The sequence below is a fragment of the Leptogranulimonas caecicola genome, from assembly GCF_023168405.1.
Lineage (GTDB): Bacteria > Actinomycetota > Coriobacteriia > Coriobacteriales > Atopobiaceae > Leptogranulimonas > Leptogranulimonas caecicola.
In genome coordinates this window covers 143,073-158,674 of record NZ_AP025285.1, presented here as the reverse complement: position 1 = coordinate 158,674, position 15,602 = coordinate 143,073, and the positions used below count along the sequence as shown (strand labels likewise).

The 15,602-nt window shown below is 61.6% G+C and carries 12 protein-coding genes; 4 read left to right on the top strand and 8 right to left on the bottom strand.

Features of this window, described 5'->3' with window-relative positions; translation table 11 throughout:
* Positions 1-37: 37 nt before the first annotated feature.
* From OR601_RS00670 to dnaK, 4 genes are all read right to left on the bottom strand, one after another.
* Positions 38-472: a heat shock protein transcriptional repressor HspR gene (locus OR601_RS00670; protein ID WP_136011634.1), complete on the bottom strand. Its 435-nt coding sequence runs from the start codon at positions 470-472 to the stop codon at positions 38-40.
* 23 nt (positions 473-495) lie between these two features.
* Entirely contained in the window at positions 496-1,455 is a 960-nt protein-coding gene (locus OR601_RS00665) for a DnaJ C-terminal domain-containing protein (protein WP_265591842.1), read from the bottom strand.
* Between the two features lie 150 nt (positions 1,456-1,605).
* Complete coding sequence (locus OR601_RS00660; protein ID WP_136011636.1) at positions 1,606-2,265, bottom strand: nucleotide exchange factor GrpE; 660 nt, start codon at positions 2,263-2,265, stop codon at positions 1,606-1,608.
* A 72-nt stretch (positions 2,266-2,337) separates the two neighbouring features.
* A complete protein-coding gene (gene dnaK / locus OR601_RS00655; RefSeq protein ID WP_136011637.1) occupies positions 2,338-4,230 on the bottom strand; it encodes a molecular chaperone DnaK in 1,893 nt (630 codons plus the stop codon).
* Between the two features lie 717 nt (positions 4,231-4,947).
* Here dnaK and OR601_RS00650 point away from each other — a divergent pair.
* Positions 4,948-5,136: an ATP-binding protein gene (locus tag OR601_RS00650; RefSeq protein WP_136011638.1), complete on the top strand. Its 189-nt coding sequence runs from the start codon at positions 4,948-4,950 to the stop codon at positions 5,134-5,136.
* 172 nt (positions 5,137-5,308) lie between these two features.
* On the opposite strand, the gene OR601_RS00645 is transcribed toward OR601_RS00650, so the two are convergent.
* Together OR601_RS00645 and OR601_RS00640 are read right to left on the bottom strand one after the other, a co-directional pair.
* Entirely contained in the window at positions 5,309-6,580 is a 1,272-nt protein-coding gene (locus tag OR601_RS00645; RefSeq protein ID WP_265591841.1) for an O-acetylhomoserine aminocarboxypropyltransferase/cysteine synthase family protein, read from the bottom strand.
* Positions 6,581-6,990: 410 nt separating this feature from the next.
* Positions 6,991-7,503 (bottom strand): DUF5067 domain-containing protein, encoded by a 513-nt coding sequence (locus OR601_RS00640; RefSeq protein ID WP_265591840.1) that lies wholly within the window; start codon positions 7,501-7,503, stop codon positions 6,991-6,993.
* 189 nt (positions 7,504-7,692) lie between these two features.
* Here OR601_RS00640 and OR601_RS00635 point away from each other — a divergent pair, with 189 nt between their 5' ends.
* From OR601_RS00635 to OR601_RS00625, 3 genes are all read left to right on the top strand, one after another.
* The gene (locus tag OR601_RS00635) at positions 7,693-8,061 is read left to right on the top strand and encodes a hypothetical protein (RefSeq protein ID WP_265591839.1); all 369 of its coding nucleotides are present in this window, start codon (positions 7,693-7,695) and stop codon (positions 8,059-8,061) included.
* A 626-nt stretch (positions 8,062-8,687) separates the two neighbouring features.
* Positions 8,688-9,125: an XRE family transcriptional regulator gene (locus OR601_RS00630; protein WP_265591837.1), complete on the top strand. Its 438-nt coding sequence runs from the start codon at positions 8,688-8,690 to the stop codon at positions 9,123-9,125.
* A gap of 76 nt (positions 9,126-9,201) precedes the next feature.
* The gene (locus OR601_RS00625; RefSeq protein WP_265591836.1) at positions 9,202-10,458 is read left to right on the top strand and encodes a serine/threonine-protein kinase; all 1,257 of its coding nucleotides are present in this window, start codon (positions 9,202-9,204) and stop codon (positions 10,456-10,458) included.
* A 707-nt stretch (positions 10,459-11,165) separates the two neighbouring features.
* Here OR601_RS00625 and OR601_RS00620 read toward each other — a convergent pair.
* Both OR601_RS00620 and OR601_RS00615 read right to left on the bottom strand, forming a co-directional pair.
* A complete protein-coding gene (locus OR601_RS00620) occupies positions 11,166-13,067 on the bottom strand; it encodes a [FeFe] hydrogenase, group A (protein WP_265591835.1) in 1,902 nt (633 codons plus the stop codon).
* Positions 13,061-14,884 (bottom strand): NAD(P)-binding protein, encoded by a 1,824-nt coding sequence (locus tag OR601_RS00615; protein WP_265591834.1) that lies wholly within the window; start codon positions 14,882-14,884, stop codon positions 13,061-13,063. The genes OR601_RS00620 and OR601_RS00615 overlap by 7 nt, the downstream gene beginning before the upstream one ends.
* Positions 14,885-15,602 lie beyond the last annotated feature (718 nt).

The window sequence follows — 15,602 nt, the reverse complement described above, 5'->3', positions numbered from 1 at the left end:
AGCATCGATAGAGGTCTATGCCCCTCGATGCGGGGTTTTATGGTTGGTCAGTCGTGTTTCCTTGAAGAAAACCGCGCAACACCGCTTCGGGACTCTTGCCGTCATAGGGGGCAAGAGCGGTGATGCGCACGCGGGTGCGGTATTCGTGGACCTGATTCTCCAGCTCACGTATCCTTGCGCGCAGCTCGTCGATCTCTGCGTCGCGCTCTTCTGCGCGCTCGCTCATGTCCAAAATCCGCACTACGCCAGCGAGGTTGATGCCCTCGTCGGTCAAGCGACCGATAAGATGAAGCCGCTCGATGTCTGCCTGGCTGTAGAGACGGGTGTTTCCCCGAGAGCGACCGGGGTTCACCAGGCCTTTTTGCTCGTAGACGCGGAGGGTCTGCGGATGCATGCCGCAGAGCTCTGCCGCCACAGAGATCATGTAGAGAGGTTTAGTGCGGTTGGCACGTCCAACCTCTGGACTGTCCATGGCATCCTCCTCTCAGCTATCTGTTAGCTGTTCTTTTTAACCAAGCGCTCGATGTCGCGGCGCCAATCGTGATGATCGTTTTCCATAGCCTGCTCGAGGCCGGCACGCTCTTCCTTGGTAAGGCGCGTGGGCACTTCTACCTTGACGGTGACGTAAAGCGCGCCCTTGGCGCCCTTCTTCTTGACGTTGGGGGCGCCCAGGTCCTTGAAGCGGAAGGTCTTGCCGTCTTGGGTGCCCTTGGGCACCTTGAGGCGCACTACTTTGCCCTCGGGCGTGGGAATCTCGATGGTGGCGCCGAGCGCCGCCTCGTAAATGGAGATGGGGACGTCCATGCGCACATCGGCCCCGTCGCGCTTGAAGAGCGGATGCTCCTCGACGCGGGTGGTGATTACCAGATCGCCGCGCTCGCCGCCGTTGCGGCCGTACTCGCCGCGCTTGCGGTAGCGCAGCTTGCCGCCGTTGACAGCGCCTGCAGGAATCTTGACGGTGAGGGCTTGCTCCTCGCCAGTGGAAGGCACACGGTAGGTCACCTTGCGCTGAGCTCCCTCCAGCGCCTCATCGAAAGTCACATCGATGGACATGGTGAGGTCGCCGCCCTTTTGAGAGCGCGGCTGGCCTCCGCCGAAGATGGACGAGAAGTCAAAGCCGGCGCCGTCAGAGGCGGCACCGCCGCCAAAGCCGCTGAAGATGTCCGAGAAGTCAAAGCCATCGGCCGAGCTATAGGTGTAGGCTCTTCCGCGACCACCGTCGCCGCCAAAGTCTGCGCCAGGGATGCCGCCAAACATCAGCACCTGGTCGTACTCTTTGCGCTTGGCAGGATCCGACAAGGTCTCATAGGCCTCGGAGATCTCTTTGAACTTGTCCTCATCGCCGCCGGCGTCGGGGTGATACTTTTGGGCCAGCTTGCGAAAGCTCTTCTTAATCTCGTCTTGACTCGCATCGCGAGAGACGCCCAAGACGTCATAGAAGTTCTTTTTAGGCATCGCGGCCACACCCCCTTTCATGGGGTTATTTGTACAGAGAAACGCGCGCCCCAGGCCGTGACATGAGGCCCAGGGCGCGCAGGTTTCCCACTGCCAGTTCATGAAGGCTCATACCCGCTAGGAGCAGAAGCCCAACGTGGCGAAGCGTTCCTAGTTGGAAGCCTCAGGTGCCTGATCCGCATCCTCAGGAGCCGGACGCTTGGGACCGCCCACGGTCACAGAGACCATGGCAGGGCGGATGACCTTGCCGCCCATGGTATAACCACGGCGCAGCACCTGTGCCACCGAGTCGTTGTAGGCCTCAGCGTCTTGCACCTGACCTACTGCTTGCTCGCGGAGAGGATCAAACGCCTCACCGGGGCGGTCGATGACCTCGACGCCCTCGCGCTCCAGCACACCCAAGATCTTGGTGTGCACGTTGGCGACGCCGGCGGCCATCTCTTGAATCTGGCTGTCCTCGATGCCTTGCGCATGTTCCACTGCGCGCTCCAGATCGTCGATGGCGGGCAGCAGCGCCTCTACCAGCTTCTCTGTCGCACGCTCGCGCTCGGCCACACGCTCTTGGGCCGTGCGCTTGCGGTAGTTGTCCCAATCGGCCTGCAGGCGAGCCAGGCGAGCGGCAGCATCCGCCGCCTCAGTGCGGGCCTTCTCGGCTTCTTCTTCTGCCTTGGCCAAAGAAGCAGCCAGCTCGTCGCGTTCAGAACGAGCGCGCTCGGCATCACGGGCGAAGTCTTCTTGCGCGGCTTGCTCGCCGGCGCGAATGGCAGCCTCGACCATCTGAGGATCGAGCTCTTCTTGGGTATCGTCCATGATTTCGCCTCCTTCATAAGGCGTGTCCGGAACGTTGGAGCGCTCCGGACACCTTGAGTTCACGCTCGTAGATTAGTTGTTGGAGTCGTCGTCATCCACGACCTCGTAGTCTGCGTCGACTACGTCGTCGTCTGCGGAGCCGGTCTGAGCGGCGCCGTCTTGGGCGCTGGAGTAGACCACCTCAGCGAGCTTGTGGCCCACTTCCTGGAGCTTGTCGCCGGCGGCCTGGATGGCGTCCATGTCCTGGCCCTCCAGAGCCTTCTTGGCGTCCTCCACGGCAGCCTCTGCCTCAGACTTCATGTCGGCAGGCACCTTGTCGCCCAGGTCCTTCAGGGTCTCCTCGGTGGAGTAAGCCAGGGAGTCTACCTGGTTGCGCACCTCGATGTCGCCCTTGCGCTTCTTGTCTTCCTCAGCGTTGGCCTCGGCGTCTTTGACCATGCGGTCCACTTCTTCGTCAGACAGGGCGGTGGAGCCGGAGATGGTGATCTGCTGCTCCTTGCCGGTGCCCAGATCCTTAGCGGAGACCTTCACGATGCCGTTGGCGTCGATGTCGAAGGTGACCTCGATCTTAGGAGTGCCACGACGGGCTGCGGGGATGCCGGTGAGCTGGAAGCGGCCCAGGCTCTTGTTGTCAGCTGCGAACTCGCGCTCGCCCTGAAGCACGTTGATCTCTACCGAGGTCTGGTTGTCTGCAGCGGTGGAGTAGATCTCTGTCTTGGAAGTGGGGATGGTGGTGTTGCGGTCGATCATCTTGGTCATGATGCCGCCCATGGTCTCCACGCCCAGAGACAGCGGGGTGACGTCCAGAAGCAGGATGCCGTCGACGTCGCCAGTGAGGACGCCGCCCTGAACGGCTGCGCCGTCTGCCACGACCTCGTCAGGGTTCACGGACATGTTGGGCTTCTTGCCGGTGATCTTTTGCACCAGCTCCTGCACGGCGGGCATACGAGTGGAGCCGCCTACCAGGATGACCTCGTCAATCTCAGAGATGTTCAGGCCAGCGTCCTTCAGGGCCTTGGTTACAGGCTCCTTGCAGCGATCCAGAAGGTCGCGGGTGAGGCGCTCGAACTCAGAGCGGGACAGGGTGTAGTCCAGGTGCTTGGGGGTGTTGTTCACCGAGGTGATGAAGGGCAGGTTGATGGTAGCCTGCTGGGCGCTGGAGAGCTCCTTCTTGGCGTTCTCGGCAGCCTCCTTGAGGCGCTGCAGCGCCATAGGATCGGAGCGCAGGTCGACACCCTCCTCCTTCTGGAACTTGTCAGCGGCCCAGTCGATGATGCGCTGGTCCCAGTCGTCGCCGCCCAGGTGGTTGTCGCCGTTGGTGGCCAAAACCTCGGTCACGCCGTCTGCCAACTCCAGCAAGGACACGTCGAAGGTGCCGCCGCCCAGGTCGAAGACCAGGATCTTCTGATCGCCGTCAGCCTTCTCGAGGCCATAGGCCAGGGCTGCTGCGGTGGGCTCGTTCACGATACGCTTGACCTCGAGGCCAGCGATCTTGCCGGCGTCCTTGGTGGCCTGACGCTGAGCGTCGTTGAAGTAAGCAGGAACGGTGATGACGGCCTCGGTGATGGTCTCGCCCAGGTACTTCTCTGCGTCTGCCTTCATCTTGGCCAGAATCATGGCGCTGATCTGCTCAGGGGTGTAGTCCTCGCCCTCGATGGAGATGACCACGCGGCCGTCCTTGCCGGGCTTGACGGTATAAGGAACCGTCTTGAGCTCACTGGCCACCTCGTCATACTTGCGGCCCATGAAACGCTTGACCGAGAACACGGTGTTTTGCGGGTTGGTGACGGCGCGGTTCTTGGCAGCCTTGCCCACAAGGCGCTCGCCGTCAGGTTGGAATGAAACGACGGAAGGCGTAGTGCGGTCGCCCTCTGCGTTCACGATGATGGTGGGCTCGCCGCCCTCAAGCACCGCCATGGCGGAGTTTGTAGTGCCCAGATCGATGCCCAAAATCTTGTTTGCCATACCTGGTCTTCCTTTCATAACTGCCTCATGGCGGAGTTACTGCTGCGGTGGCGAACCATGGTGGCGAGCCCTCCGCACGGTGAGGCTTATATCCTTTGGTGAACATACTACACATTATCTAAGTGTGTTCGCTATAGATTTCCTAAACCTCCACAACTTAGCGTCGGGGAAGCTCGTACGCCTCGGTTTCCTTATCACCGATGTGTCCTGGCGCAAACACATAGCCTCTGCCCGATGCAAACCCTCCACGCCATCCCTATCTCCCCAGGATAAATGGGGTATTTTAAAAGACCTCTCCTTGTCCAGAAACCCCCGCGCCACCCCCTTGAATTCACCCGTTTTGGGTGAATTTCACGACTCCTCTGAGAGCCTCTGTTGATTTGAGAATTGTGTAATAGGGGGTCTTGCTACCGCCCTCTCGGCTGCGCATGGAGCCCATGCCTGCGACGCGACCAGCCGCTGTCATGCCGCATTCCAGCCTATGATTGCAACATTGTGCAAAGCCCGTTCCCGTACGCGTTAAACCAAAAATGTTAACCCCATTAAACTAGGGGTATTTTGCCAGTTTGCCCAGCTAGTGGGGCTGCGTTAGAGACCTCAAGGGGATTGCAAAAAAGTCCAGAAGTTGTTCTTGCATTCTTGGAGAGGATTGGTATATTCACAAACAACGAAGCTTCGCGCCCCCGCGCGGGGCGTCCCTCTACGAATGGAGACATCATGGCCCATCCTGTTATCGATGCCGATGAGTGCATCTGCTGCGGCGTGTGCGTTGACGTATGCCCCACTGACACCCTGGAGCTCGGCGACGAGTCCGCGGTAGTGGCTAACGAGGAGAACTGCATCGCTTGCGGTCAGTGCCTCGACAACTGCCCCACCGGCGCCATCACCGAGATCGTCGAGGACTAGTTCCTCTTCTTCCATCTCACGCACAAGGCCTTCGGCCGCCCTCTTGGGCGCCGAAGGCCTTTTCTTTGCGCACACAACGCTGGAGGTGGCGCTATAAAGCGCGTGGCTTGCTGCCACGAGGCACGACCAGACAAGGAAATGTAGGCGGGGGCGACCAGGCAGCCGGGCGCGGTTAGGCCAGGGAGTCCAGGGCTTGGGCGAGGTCGGCGATGATGTCGTCGGCAGACTCGAGGCCGCAGGAAAGGCGCACCAAACCAGGCTCGACCCCAGCGGCAGCCAGCTGCTCGTCGGTAAGCTGGCGATGGGTGGAGCTGGCGGGATGCAGGACGCAGGTTTGGGAGTCGGCCACATGGACCTCGATGCGGGCCAGCTTGAGAGCGTCCAGGAAGGCCGCCGCACGGTCACGACCGCCTTTGATCACAAAGGAAATGACGCCGCAGCAGCCGTTGGGAAGGTACTTCTCGGCAAGGTCGCGATCGGGGCTGGAGGAAAGGCCGGGATAGTTGACCGAGGCCACCTCAGGACGAGCCTGGAGCCACTGGGCCACCGCCAGCGCGTTCTTGCCATGCTGGGCCATGCGCAGGGGCAGGGTCTCCAGGGTCTCGTTGAGGATGAAGGCGTTGGTGGCTGGCGGATAACAGCCCAGGTCGCGCATGAGCTGCACGCGGGCCTTGACGATGTAGGCGGCATCGCCAAAGTCGCGGGTGTAGACGACGCCGTGGTAGGACTCGTCGGGCTCGCAGAATTCGGGGAAGCGCCCAGATGCGGCCCAATTGAATTTTCCGGAGTCCACGATGACGCCACCCACCGTCATGGCATGGCCGTCGATGTATTTGGTGGTGGAGTGGGTCACGATGTCGGCGCCCCACTCGAAGGGGCGGCAGAGCACCGGCGTGGGGAAGGTGTTGTCCACGATGAGGGGCACACCTGCCTCGTGGGCTGCGGCGGCGAAGGTCTCGATGTCTAACACGTCTAACGCCGGGTTTGCCACCGTCTCGCCAAAGACCGCCTTGGTGTTGGGCTGGATGGCGGCCAGGATCTCCTCTTTGGTGGCGCGAGGGCTCACATAGACGGTCTCGATGCCAAAGCGCTTGAGCGTGACCGAGAAAAGATTCACCGTGCCGCCGTAAATGGCGCTGGAGGCCACGATGGAATCGCCGGCTTGGGCCAGATTGAGGACCGCGATGAGGTTGGCCGCCTGCCCGGAGCTGGTGAGCATGGCGCCCACTCCGTCTTCGAGAGCAGCGATCTTTTGCTCGGTGGCGTCGCAGGTGGGATTGCCGATGCGCGAGTAGAAAAAGCCGTTCTCCGACAGGTCGAAGAGCGCTGCCACCTCCTCGCAGGAATCGTAGGGGAAGGTGGTGGACAGCGCGATGGGCAGCGTGCGCGGCTGGCCGTTGGATGCGTGGTAGCCCGCGTGAATGCACTGGGTGTGGACGTCCATGGGTTGCCTCCTTTAGGGCAGGGCGGCGGGAGATTATCAGCAGACTTTCACCCTACCACCTCAAGGGACGCAGATTGCTCCTCCGGACCCCATGGTTACCCAACGACAACAGCCTTGGATTCCGGCTTCGTCGCCTACTAAGTAGATGTGCATAGTAGGCGAATCTAACGACCTGGGCTTTTGCTGTCTACTAAGTACAAATAGTCGGTAGACTGCCATATTTCGCGCAAAAAAGTACTTAGTAGGCAGAGGCCAATAGGCAGGTATCCACAGATGGCACGCGTCCATAGGGGACGTCCATTCTTACCGTTATCGCCCACATAACACTGCTGCCGAGAAAAACAGCCCCGCTGGCGGGAGGACCAGCGGGGCTGCAAGCTAATGGGATCCTAGGGACGAGGGAGAGGTTCCTAGGAAAGGTTGAAGGTTTTCTCGGCAAGGACGGTTTGGTCGAGATCGAAGAGCTCGGTGACCTCCACTTCCACGGGAGACGTGGTGTTGGCCAGGGCGTAAACGCTATCGACAGTGATGGATGCTCCGGGCTTCACTTTGTTAAGGACGTTACCGTAGTTGGCGGGGCTGTCGGCGGGGATGGCGGTGTCCTGCTGGACGCCGTCTTGGTAGACGGTGACGCTGGTGGCGGTGCCGAAGGCCTGGGCCTCATCGGAGTTGTTGGTGAAGGTGAAGGTGAGGCAGATGGCGTTGGCGTCGTCGTAGGCCTTGACCACCTGAGCGTTGTCGATGGTCACCTGGTAGGGGGAGTCTTGGGCGGGTTCGGCCTGCTGGGCCTGCTGCTCTTGGGAGGCGTCGCTGCTAGTGTCGGCGCTGTTGGAATCAGAGTTTGAGCTGCTTCCGCAGGCGCCCAGCGAGAGAACGAGCAGAGAAGCACAGGCCACCGCACCCAGTTTTGTTGCAAGAGTCATAGCGCGCTCCTTACCGATGGGGCGATCCGCAGCGTTTGACGAGGTCACCCCATCACTTTTAGGGAAATTTCAGTCTTCTTGCATTCTAGGAAGGGGTCCAGGTGGCTGCATTAGCTGGGTGCTAATGAAAACCCTTATGGCAGATGGTAGGGTGCGAGAGTTTCTAGGTTCCAAGGAAAGGAAGCTCTCATGAAGAAGCGAAACGTGCTGCTCTTGGTGGCGGCAATTCTCGGCAGCGCCTACCTGATCTACCTGGTGAGCTATATGGCGGCGGCGCCGGTGAGCACGGGGAATTCGGCGGCCGACGCGGGTACGGCCATTGCAATGATGATGATCATGCCGCACGCGGCGCTCACGGGGCTGGCGGTAGTTTTTAACTGGATCGGCTGGGGGCTTAACAAGCGTTGGGCCGCGCTGACCGCAGGCATTCTTTACGCGGTGGCCATCGTGATGATGTTCATGTACTTCATGTTCGTGGTGGTGGAGATGATCCTGTGCTTCGTGGCCTTCGCGCAGATGGGCAAAGAGATCGCGGCGGGTACGGGAACTCAGGCGTAGTGGCGCATCCGCGGCCTGAGTCCAGGACGATGCCCCGCGATAGCTGCGCGAAGCGAGTGCGGGACTTCCGGTGCGACCCACGACGAGCTGCTTTTGCTTATGCGGCGCAGTGGCCTGCGTACCAGCTTGAATCAAACAGACTTATAGGACAAAAAGTGTGCTCTGTTTTAGGGTGTTGACGCAGGTCAGCGCCCTTTTTTGTGAGGTTTAAATTGGCCGATCACCCGACCAGCTGATCTTATCTAAAGGATCTCTGTTTCCTGCTCTGCTGCTCGCCTACTGGCTGGTCTTTTTCTGCTTTCTGCTCGCCTACTAAGTACTTTTTTGGCTCAAAATGGCGCCTCGGGAAATCAAAAGTACTTAGTAGGCGATAAAACCCCAGGTAGTTTCTCGCGCCTACTAAGTAGATGTACTTAGTAGGCGGTATGCGACTGCTACTACGCGGAGCGTCTGGGCTGTGGGCAGGGACGGGATGTACTTAGTAGGTGAAGTGCAACTGCGTCTTGAAGCCTAAATCCACTTGCAACTCACTCATCCTTACAAGGCTACGGCACCCGCGCGACGTGAATCGCATCCGTAAGGTGATAGCATTTCAATGGTTAAGGGAGGTAGGTACGAGGAGGCCCATGGCGCACACCACGGAGAATCTCATGGCTCAGCTGGAAGAAGCCTGTTCGCTGGACCGCTATCTGGCGCGGCTGGAGGCATCAGGAAAGCAAGCACCCGCCAGTCTGGCCGACTACCTCAACACCCTCCTGGCCGCCCAGCCCCTCACCCGCCCTGAGGTCATCCGCGAGGCCAGCCTCAACGCCACCTTTGGCTACCAGGTATTTCAGGGTACACGCCGCCTCTCGCGCAATAACGCGCTGCTGCTGGCCCGTGCGCTCGGCTGCACGCTCACCCAAACGCAACGGCTGCTCGCGCTGGCCAACCAAGGTAGGCTGACGCCGCAGAATCCCCGCGACGCCATCGTCATTTGGTGCATTCAGCACAACTTTTCCTGCCAACGCACTGACGAGGAACTCTTCGCCCGCGGCCTCCCCACCTTGTCCCCCTGCCGATAAGAGCTGCCGCCCTCACCGTACGCCGCGCCTGACTGCACGCCTTCCTCGTCCCCCCTGCCGATAAGAGCTGCCACCCATGAACGCATCCCTTGTGAGTCCCACACCGCCACTGACCCCGCTCAAGGAGCTGGTCCGCCGCTCCGAGCACGACGCCACCCTGCTGGTAAGCGACTCCACCAACCGGATCTTCGTACAAAAACTCATCCCCGCACCGGTAGCAAACCTGGAGGTCTGGCAGGCACTGTCACACACCTCCAGCCCCGCGCTAGTAAAAGTCTGGCAGGTGACCTCCGAGCCCTGGGGCATTTCGATCCTCATGGACTATATCTCTGGCCCCACCCTGGAGCAGCTGGTGGAATCCCAAGGCGCGCTGACCCCGCAGCTCACCGCCACTCTCATCTCCCAGATCGCTCAGGGAGCCGCCGCCCTCCATGAGCAGGGCATCGTTCACCGAGACCTTTCCTGCGCCAACATCGTCGTTGGCCCCGCAGGTGCATGCATTATTGATGCCGGAATCGCCCGCCTCCAGGCCCCCGACCCCAAGCGCCACGACACCGTGCTGCTGGGCACCCAGGGCTTTGCGGCCCCGGAGCAATACGGCTTTGCCGAGACCAGCCCCCGCACCGACGTGTACGCCCTCGGCAAGCTCGCCGGCTATCTGCTCACCGGCGTCTCCCCCGCCTCTCCCGTCTATGAGGAGGCCTTGGACGACCCCGCCGTGGTACCCGCATCCCTGCGTATGCTCATCGAGCAGGCCTGCTCCCTCTCCCCTACCGACCGCCCCGCCAGCGCTCTCTCCTTCGCCCAAGAGCTGCAACGCGCCGTCAATTCCCTGCCTGCCGAGAAGCCCGCTCCCCCGCAACCTACCGCCGCGCCGCAGTCCACCGCCACATCTCAGCCCGCCGCCTCACCGCAGGTAGACAGTGCGTCACCAGCCGCGCCACAGGTAGGCAGCGCATCACCGGCTGCATCCACCTCGGCTGCCGTGCACTCTTCGCACTCCCTGCAAGCCGTTCCTGTCTGGCGAGAGCGCCTCGCCACCATCGCCACAGTAGCTGGAGCAGCCTTTTGCGCCCTCATGAGTACCGCGATTTTCCTCGCCCCTACCGATGCCACCGTACCTGCCGCCATTTGGAAGCTTCAAGCCATCTGCGTTGGATTGTTCATTGGGTTGGCTCCCGGCCTGATAACTCGCTGGTATCTGCTGCGCCAACGGCAGTTCGCCACCGTCAAGCATCCTCTCCTCACCTGGATAAGCCTGCTCATAGCCCTATTCTTCATTGCCGTAGCCCTGGTGGGCATTACCCAGGCAATGTTTGAGATCAGGAGATAATCGCCTGGAAGCTAGGGCGCCAAACCTATTTCCCTAGATTTCAGAAGCCTTAATTGACAAACACGCGCGATGCCTCTGCACGCTATTTGTCGCCCCGCTCACACACACAAGCTCACTACCTTGGATAATATATTTTCTAATCATCTAGCCAGACTATTCTTGGAGCGATCCTCTGGGTTTTTCATCCTGTTACATATTTTATTTGTAGTTTTGGGGCCGATTTTGCCCCAAAACTACGTCTTTTTTTTATTTTCACAACACATCATCCAAGGTCACAGAGTTGGTTCAAGATCCAATAGTACAAATTAAATATGCATCCGTGCAGATATCTAACCAATAACCCCCCGTGGCACCAAAAAGCGGCCCCACCGACAAAACGCCAGCAGGACCGCCTGCTAAAGGGGGCAAAGTGAGGCCGCCAGGCGCGCCATGGCGGCAGGACGCGCTATAGCTGCCAAGCGTGCCATGGCTATCAGCGGCGCAGCTGCCATCCAGCAGCAATACCAGACCAGCGCGTCAGACCGCGCATCAGCAGGACAGACAACACTGCGAGCTTGGATAATGCGACGCATGGGCCGGGTGTGCATCCTGAGGAAGCTTTTGAGAAGGGGGTCGTGAATCGCCAGATGCACGACTCCCTTCGAATGCTTCCGTTGATGCACAGCCCGCACTCCGGTGCACATCCCGAGCCCTGTAGGCACTACCAACTACGCCTCGTGGGGCATCTTCCAGGCGTGGTGATCGGTGTGCAGCAACTCATGAGCCCTGTGGGACAGCGGTTCGCCCAGGTACTCGGCGTAGATCTGCTGGATCACCGGGTTCTCGTGGGACTTGCGCAGCGGCATCTGACGGTCCAGCTCCCAGAGCACATCGCCGCGCTCGGCAGCCAGCTCACACCCGTCATGAATGGGCTGACCACCGCCGCCCGCACATCCTCCGGGGCACGCCATGACCTCCACAAAGTGATAGCTGAACTCACCTGACTGGATGGATTGGATGAGTTTCTCGGCATTGGAAAGGCCGGAGACCACGGCTACCGATAAAGGCGTCCCTCCCATGTCGAAGGTCGCCTCTTTCCAGCCATCCATGCCGCGGACGGCGGAGAAGGCGTCGGCGGGGGCGTCCTCGCCGGTGACGATGGCATGGGCGGTGCGCAGGGCGGCCTCCATGACGCCGCCGGTGGCGCCGAAGATGACGCCGGCGCCGGTGAAGGTGCCCAAAGGATCGTCCAGCGGGAGCTCCTCGAGAGAGGCCACATCCAGGCAGGCCGCGCGGAACATGCGGTCCATCTCGCGGGTGGTGAGGGAGACGTCCACGTCGGGGTCGCCGCAGGCGTCGTTCATGGGGGCGTAGGCTACCTCGGCTTTCTTGGCCAGACAGGGCATGACCTCCACGCAGAAGACGGAGTGGGGGTCGATGCCTTGGGTCTGGGCGAACCAGCTCTTGGTGATGGCGCCAAACATCTGACCGGGGGATTTGGCGGAGGAGAGCTGGTCTACCAGCTCGGGATGATGGGCCTTGGCGTAGCGCACCCACCCGGGGCAGCAGCTGGTGAACATGGGGAAGCGCGGGGCGTCGCCGGCGCCGGGGGCCGCGAGGTCAGCGGAAGCTGCTGGGTCGCCGGGCGCCGCAGCGGCTGCGGCCAGCTTGGCCAGAAGCTCGCTGCCCTCCTCCATGATGGTGAGGTCGGCGGACCAGCTGGTATCAAAGACGTAATCGACGCCCAGGGCCTTGAGGGCGGCGGCCATGCGCTGGATGGTGGCCTCCTCGTGGGAAAGGCCCAGGCTTTCGCCCCAGGCAGCGCGTACTGCAGGGGCTACCTGGACAACCACGGTGGTGTCAGGGTCGGCAATGGCGTCGAAGACCTTGTCGGTGTCGTCGCGGGCGGTAAGGGCGCCGGTGGGGCAATGGGTGACGCACTGACCGCAGAGGGTGCAGTCGGTGGCCTCGATGGGAGCACCCCCGGCCACGCCTACGCAGGTATGGCTGCTGCGATTGGCCAGGTCCCAGACGCCGGTATTTTGCACGTGATCGCAGATTTGAATGCAGCGCAGGCAGTGGACGCACTTATCGGCATCGCGGATAAGGGGAAAGTCCTGGTTCCAGGGGGTATGGGTGAGCTCGACGGAATAGGGCAGCTCCGAGATGCCAAACTGGTTGGAGAGCGCCTGGAGCTGGCAGTTGCCCGAGCGCACGCAGCTCGTGCAGGTGGAGTTGTGACGGGAGAGCAAGAACTCCAGGTTGGCTTTGCGGGCCTCGCGCACTCGGGGGCTGTTGGCGCGCACCACCATGCCGTCCAGCACCACGTTATTGCAGGAGGCCACCAGCTGCTCGATGCCCTCTACCTCGACCAGGCAGACTCGGCAGGCGCCGATCTCGTTGACGTCTTTAAGGAAGCACAGGGTGGGGACGCGCACCCCGGCGGCGGTACAAGCATCTAAGATGGTGGATCCGGTGGGTACCTGCACAGTCTTGTTGTCCACCGTCACGGTGACCAGCTGGGGCTCGGCGGGCGCCGCGGGCACGGCGGGATTAGCGGATGCCGCAGGATCGCTGGCGCCGTCGCCCAGGGGCTCGGGGATTAACTCTTCAAGCATGATCTCTACCATTGGTCGATCCTCCCTCCGCGGAACGCGCCAAAGCCAAAGTGGTCGCAGCGCAGGCAGCGGGAAGCCTCCTGATGGGCCTCCTCGGCAGTGAGCCCGCGCTCTACCAGGTCGAAGTCACAGATGCGGTCGGCCGCCTCGCGCTCGGTCATCTCGCAGCGGGCACAGCTGGTCTTACCCTTGAACTGCACCGGCGGCAGGTCGATGTCCACACCGATGACGTGGTTGAAGCCCAGGTAGTTGTCAATGTTGCCTGCGGCCACCTTGCCGGCGTTCACCGCGCGGATCACCGTGGCCGGGCCGCTCTGGCAGTCGCCGCCCGAGAAGACCCCGTCGAAGCCGGCGATGGAGCCGTCCTCGGCCGCCTGAATGCGGCCCCACTTGCAGGGGATGCCCTGCCTCTCGAAGACGTCGCTCTCGATAGCCTGACCAATAGCCACGGCCACCACGTCGCATTCCACCAGCTCTTCGGCGGCGTCGGCAGCTCGGGGAGCCGGACGGCCCCGCTTGAGCCCGCCGATGATCTGCGGCTGCACCACCACGCCGGTCACATGGCCACGCTCGTCTGCCTGGATGCGCACCGGGGCATGGAGCTCCAGAAGCTCGCAGCCCTCTGCCTGGGCGCCGGCGATCTCCTCGTCTTGTGCCGTCATGTCGGCCACACGGCGCCGGTAGAGGATGGTGACCTTCTCGGCTGCGCACCTCACCGCCGAACGCGCCACATCCATGGCCACGTTCCCGCCGCCGATGACCGCCACGCGCTTTCCGGTGAAGTCCGGGGCGTCGCCGTCGCCCACCGCGCGCAGCATCTCCACCGCGCTGATGACGCCGGCCGAGTCCTCGCCCGGAAGTCCCAGCCGATTGTCGCCGTGGGCGCCGATGGCCAGGTAGACCGCATCGAAGCCGTCGCGCAACGGGCGCAGGTCCTCGATGGGGCACTCAAGCTCCACGTGGATGCCGCAGTCTAGGATCCACTGGATCTCCTGGTCCAGCAGGCGGCGCGGCAGCCGATAGTTGGGGATGCCGTAGCGCAGCATGCCGCCCAGGTGCTTGCGGGCCTCGAAGACGGTGACGTCGTGGCCCATGAGGGCCAGGTAATAAGCTGCCGACAAACCCGCAGGCCCGCCACCTACCACCGCCACGCGCTTGCCCGTGGAGGGGGCCATGTGGGGGCGATAGTCTTCCTCCATGTGATCCACCGCGAAGCGCTTGAGACCGCGGATGTTCATGGGATCGTCCACCATGCCGCGGCGGCAGAACATCTCGCAGGGGTGCTCGCACACGTAGCCGCAGACCAACGGCAGTGGGTTGTCCTTGCGGATGAGGCGTACGGCGTCGGTGTTGCGGCCGGCCTCCACCAGGCTGATGTAGCCGGGGATGTCCACGCCGGCTGGGCAGCCGGAGACGCAGGGCACCAGCTCGGACTGCTTGAAGCCGCAGGCGTGGTTATGGATATGACTCTCAAAATCGTCCCTGAAGCCCTGCACTGCCGTGAGGGCCATGGAACCGGCCTCGTAGCCAATGGCGCAGTCGGCCGAAAGGTAGATGTTTCGCGCTGTCCTCTCGATGAGATCCAAGGTCTCAGGGGTTGCGCGGTTCTCCAACACGTCGTCAAAAAGATCGTGGAGCGCATTGAGCCCCACGCGGCAGGGGGTGCACTTGCCGCAGCTTTGGGTGGCACACATGGCGATATAGGCTGCCGTGAACTCCACTGGGCAAGGCGCCAGCGAGCTCACCGACAGGCGCCCTTCCAACGCCTTATGCAAGCCGTCCATGACCGCTTGCGCAGCGCTTCGCTCCATCACATGCAAACGCGCCATACCTCTCCTTCCTCTTCCTTCCTCGCTCTTGGCTCGCCACAGCGGGCTCGCCACAGTGCAGGGTGGCCCGCACTCTGACAGGCTGTCCCATGCCCCGAGCCGCTCATCCGCAACGCTGCGGCAAACCCGCAGGTTCGTGCTGCCAGGGACTGGCCCTCACCAGCGCGGCAAGCCCTCAGGTGCTCTGGACAGAAGCTCTCCCGACCCCTGTCGCTCTGGCAGCTACTGAAGTTACTAACATTTCAGTTACGCGCAATTATAACCTAGCGACTCTGTCAGCGAGTCCCCGGGCGCCACTTTGCATCGACCCATAGCGATGTACGGGTGTGGGGCGCTGGAATCCGAGGCGCACGCACAGGCAAGGGGCGAGGAACGGATTTATAGGAGAGTGCACACATTCTGGGTAGGGCGCATATTTAGGAATAAGGCGTATTTAGGGATAGTGCCATATCGATAGGTTGAGATATGTTTGCGATGGCCCAGGTAAAAGCCAGTAAAACTGTTCACTGAGATCGATATGACGGGCCCCGACGGCAGCTTTTCTCGGCAACCGTGGGCGTGCAGCGGGGGCGTGCAGCGGGGTTCTCGTTATAAGAGCCTTCACTGCATGGTTTTTGCGGCTTGGAGCGCCTTTTAAGTCCGATTCTCGTTATTAGTGGGGGTAACTGCACTGGGGTTTTACAAAACCCCAGTGCCGAGAACCCTCTTATAACGAATG

Bases quoted from the DNA above. Each gene is read 5' to 3' on its own strand.
- OR601_RS00670 (WP_136011634.1), bottom strand. From the start codon at position 472: ATGGACAGTCCAGAGGTTGGACGTGCCAACCGCACTAAACCTCTCTAC.
- OR601_RS00665 (WP_265591842.1), bottom strand. From the start codon at position 1,455: ATGCCTAAAAAGAACTTCTATGACGTCTTGGGCGTCTCTCGCGATGCG.
- OR601_RS00660 (WP_136011636.1), bottom strand. From the start codon at position 2,265: ATGGACGATACCCAAGAAGAGCTCGATCCTCAGATGGTCGAGGCTGCC.
- dnaK (WP_136011637.1), bottom strand. From the start codon at position 4,230: ATGGCAAACAAGATTTTGGGCATCGATCTGGGCACTACAAACTCCGCC.
- OR601_RS00650 (WP_136011638.1), top strand. From the start codon at position 4,948: ATGGCCCATCCTGTTATCGATGCCGATGAGTGCATCTGCTGCGGCGTG.
- OR601_RS00645 (WP_265591841.1), bottom strand. From the start codon at position 6,580: ATGGACGTCCACACCCAGTGCATTCACGCGGGCTACCACGCATCCAAC.
- OR601_RS00640 (WP_265591840.1), bottom strand. From the start codon at position 7,503: ATGACTCTTGCAACAAAACTGGGTGCGGTGGCCTGTGCTTCTCTGCTC.
- OR601_RS00635 (WP_265591839.1), top strand. From the start codon at position 7,693: ATGAAGAAGCGAAACGTGCTGCTCTTGGTGGCGGCAATTCTCGGCAGC.
- OR601_RS00630 (WP_265591837.1), top strand. From the start codon at position 8,688: ATGGCGCACACCACGGAGAATCTCATGGCTCAGCTGGAAGAAGCCTGT.
- OR601_RS00625 (WP_265591836.1), top strand. From the start codon at position 9,202: ATGAACGCATCCCTTGTGAGTCCCACACCGCCACTGACCCCGCTCAAG.
- OR601_RS00620 (WP_265591835.1), bottom strand. From the start codon at position 13,067: ATGGTAGAGATCATGCTTGAAGAGTTAATCCCCGAGCCCCTGGGCGAC.
- OR601_RS00615 (WP_265591834.1), bottom strand. From the start codon at position 14,884: ATGGCGCGTTTGCATGTGATGGAGCGAAGCGCTGCGCAAGCGGTCATG.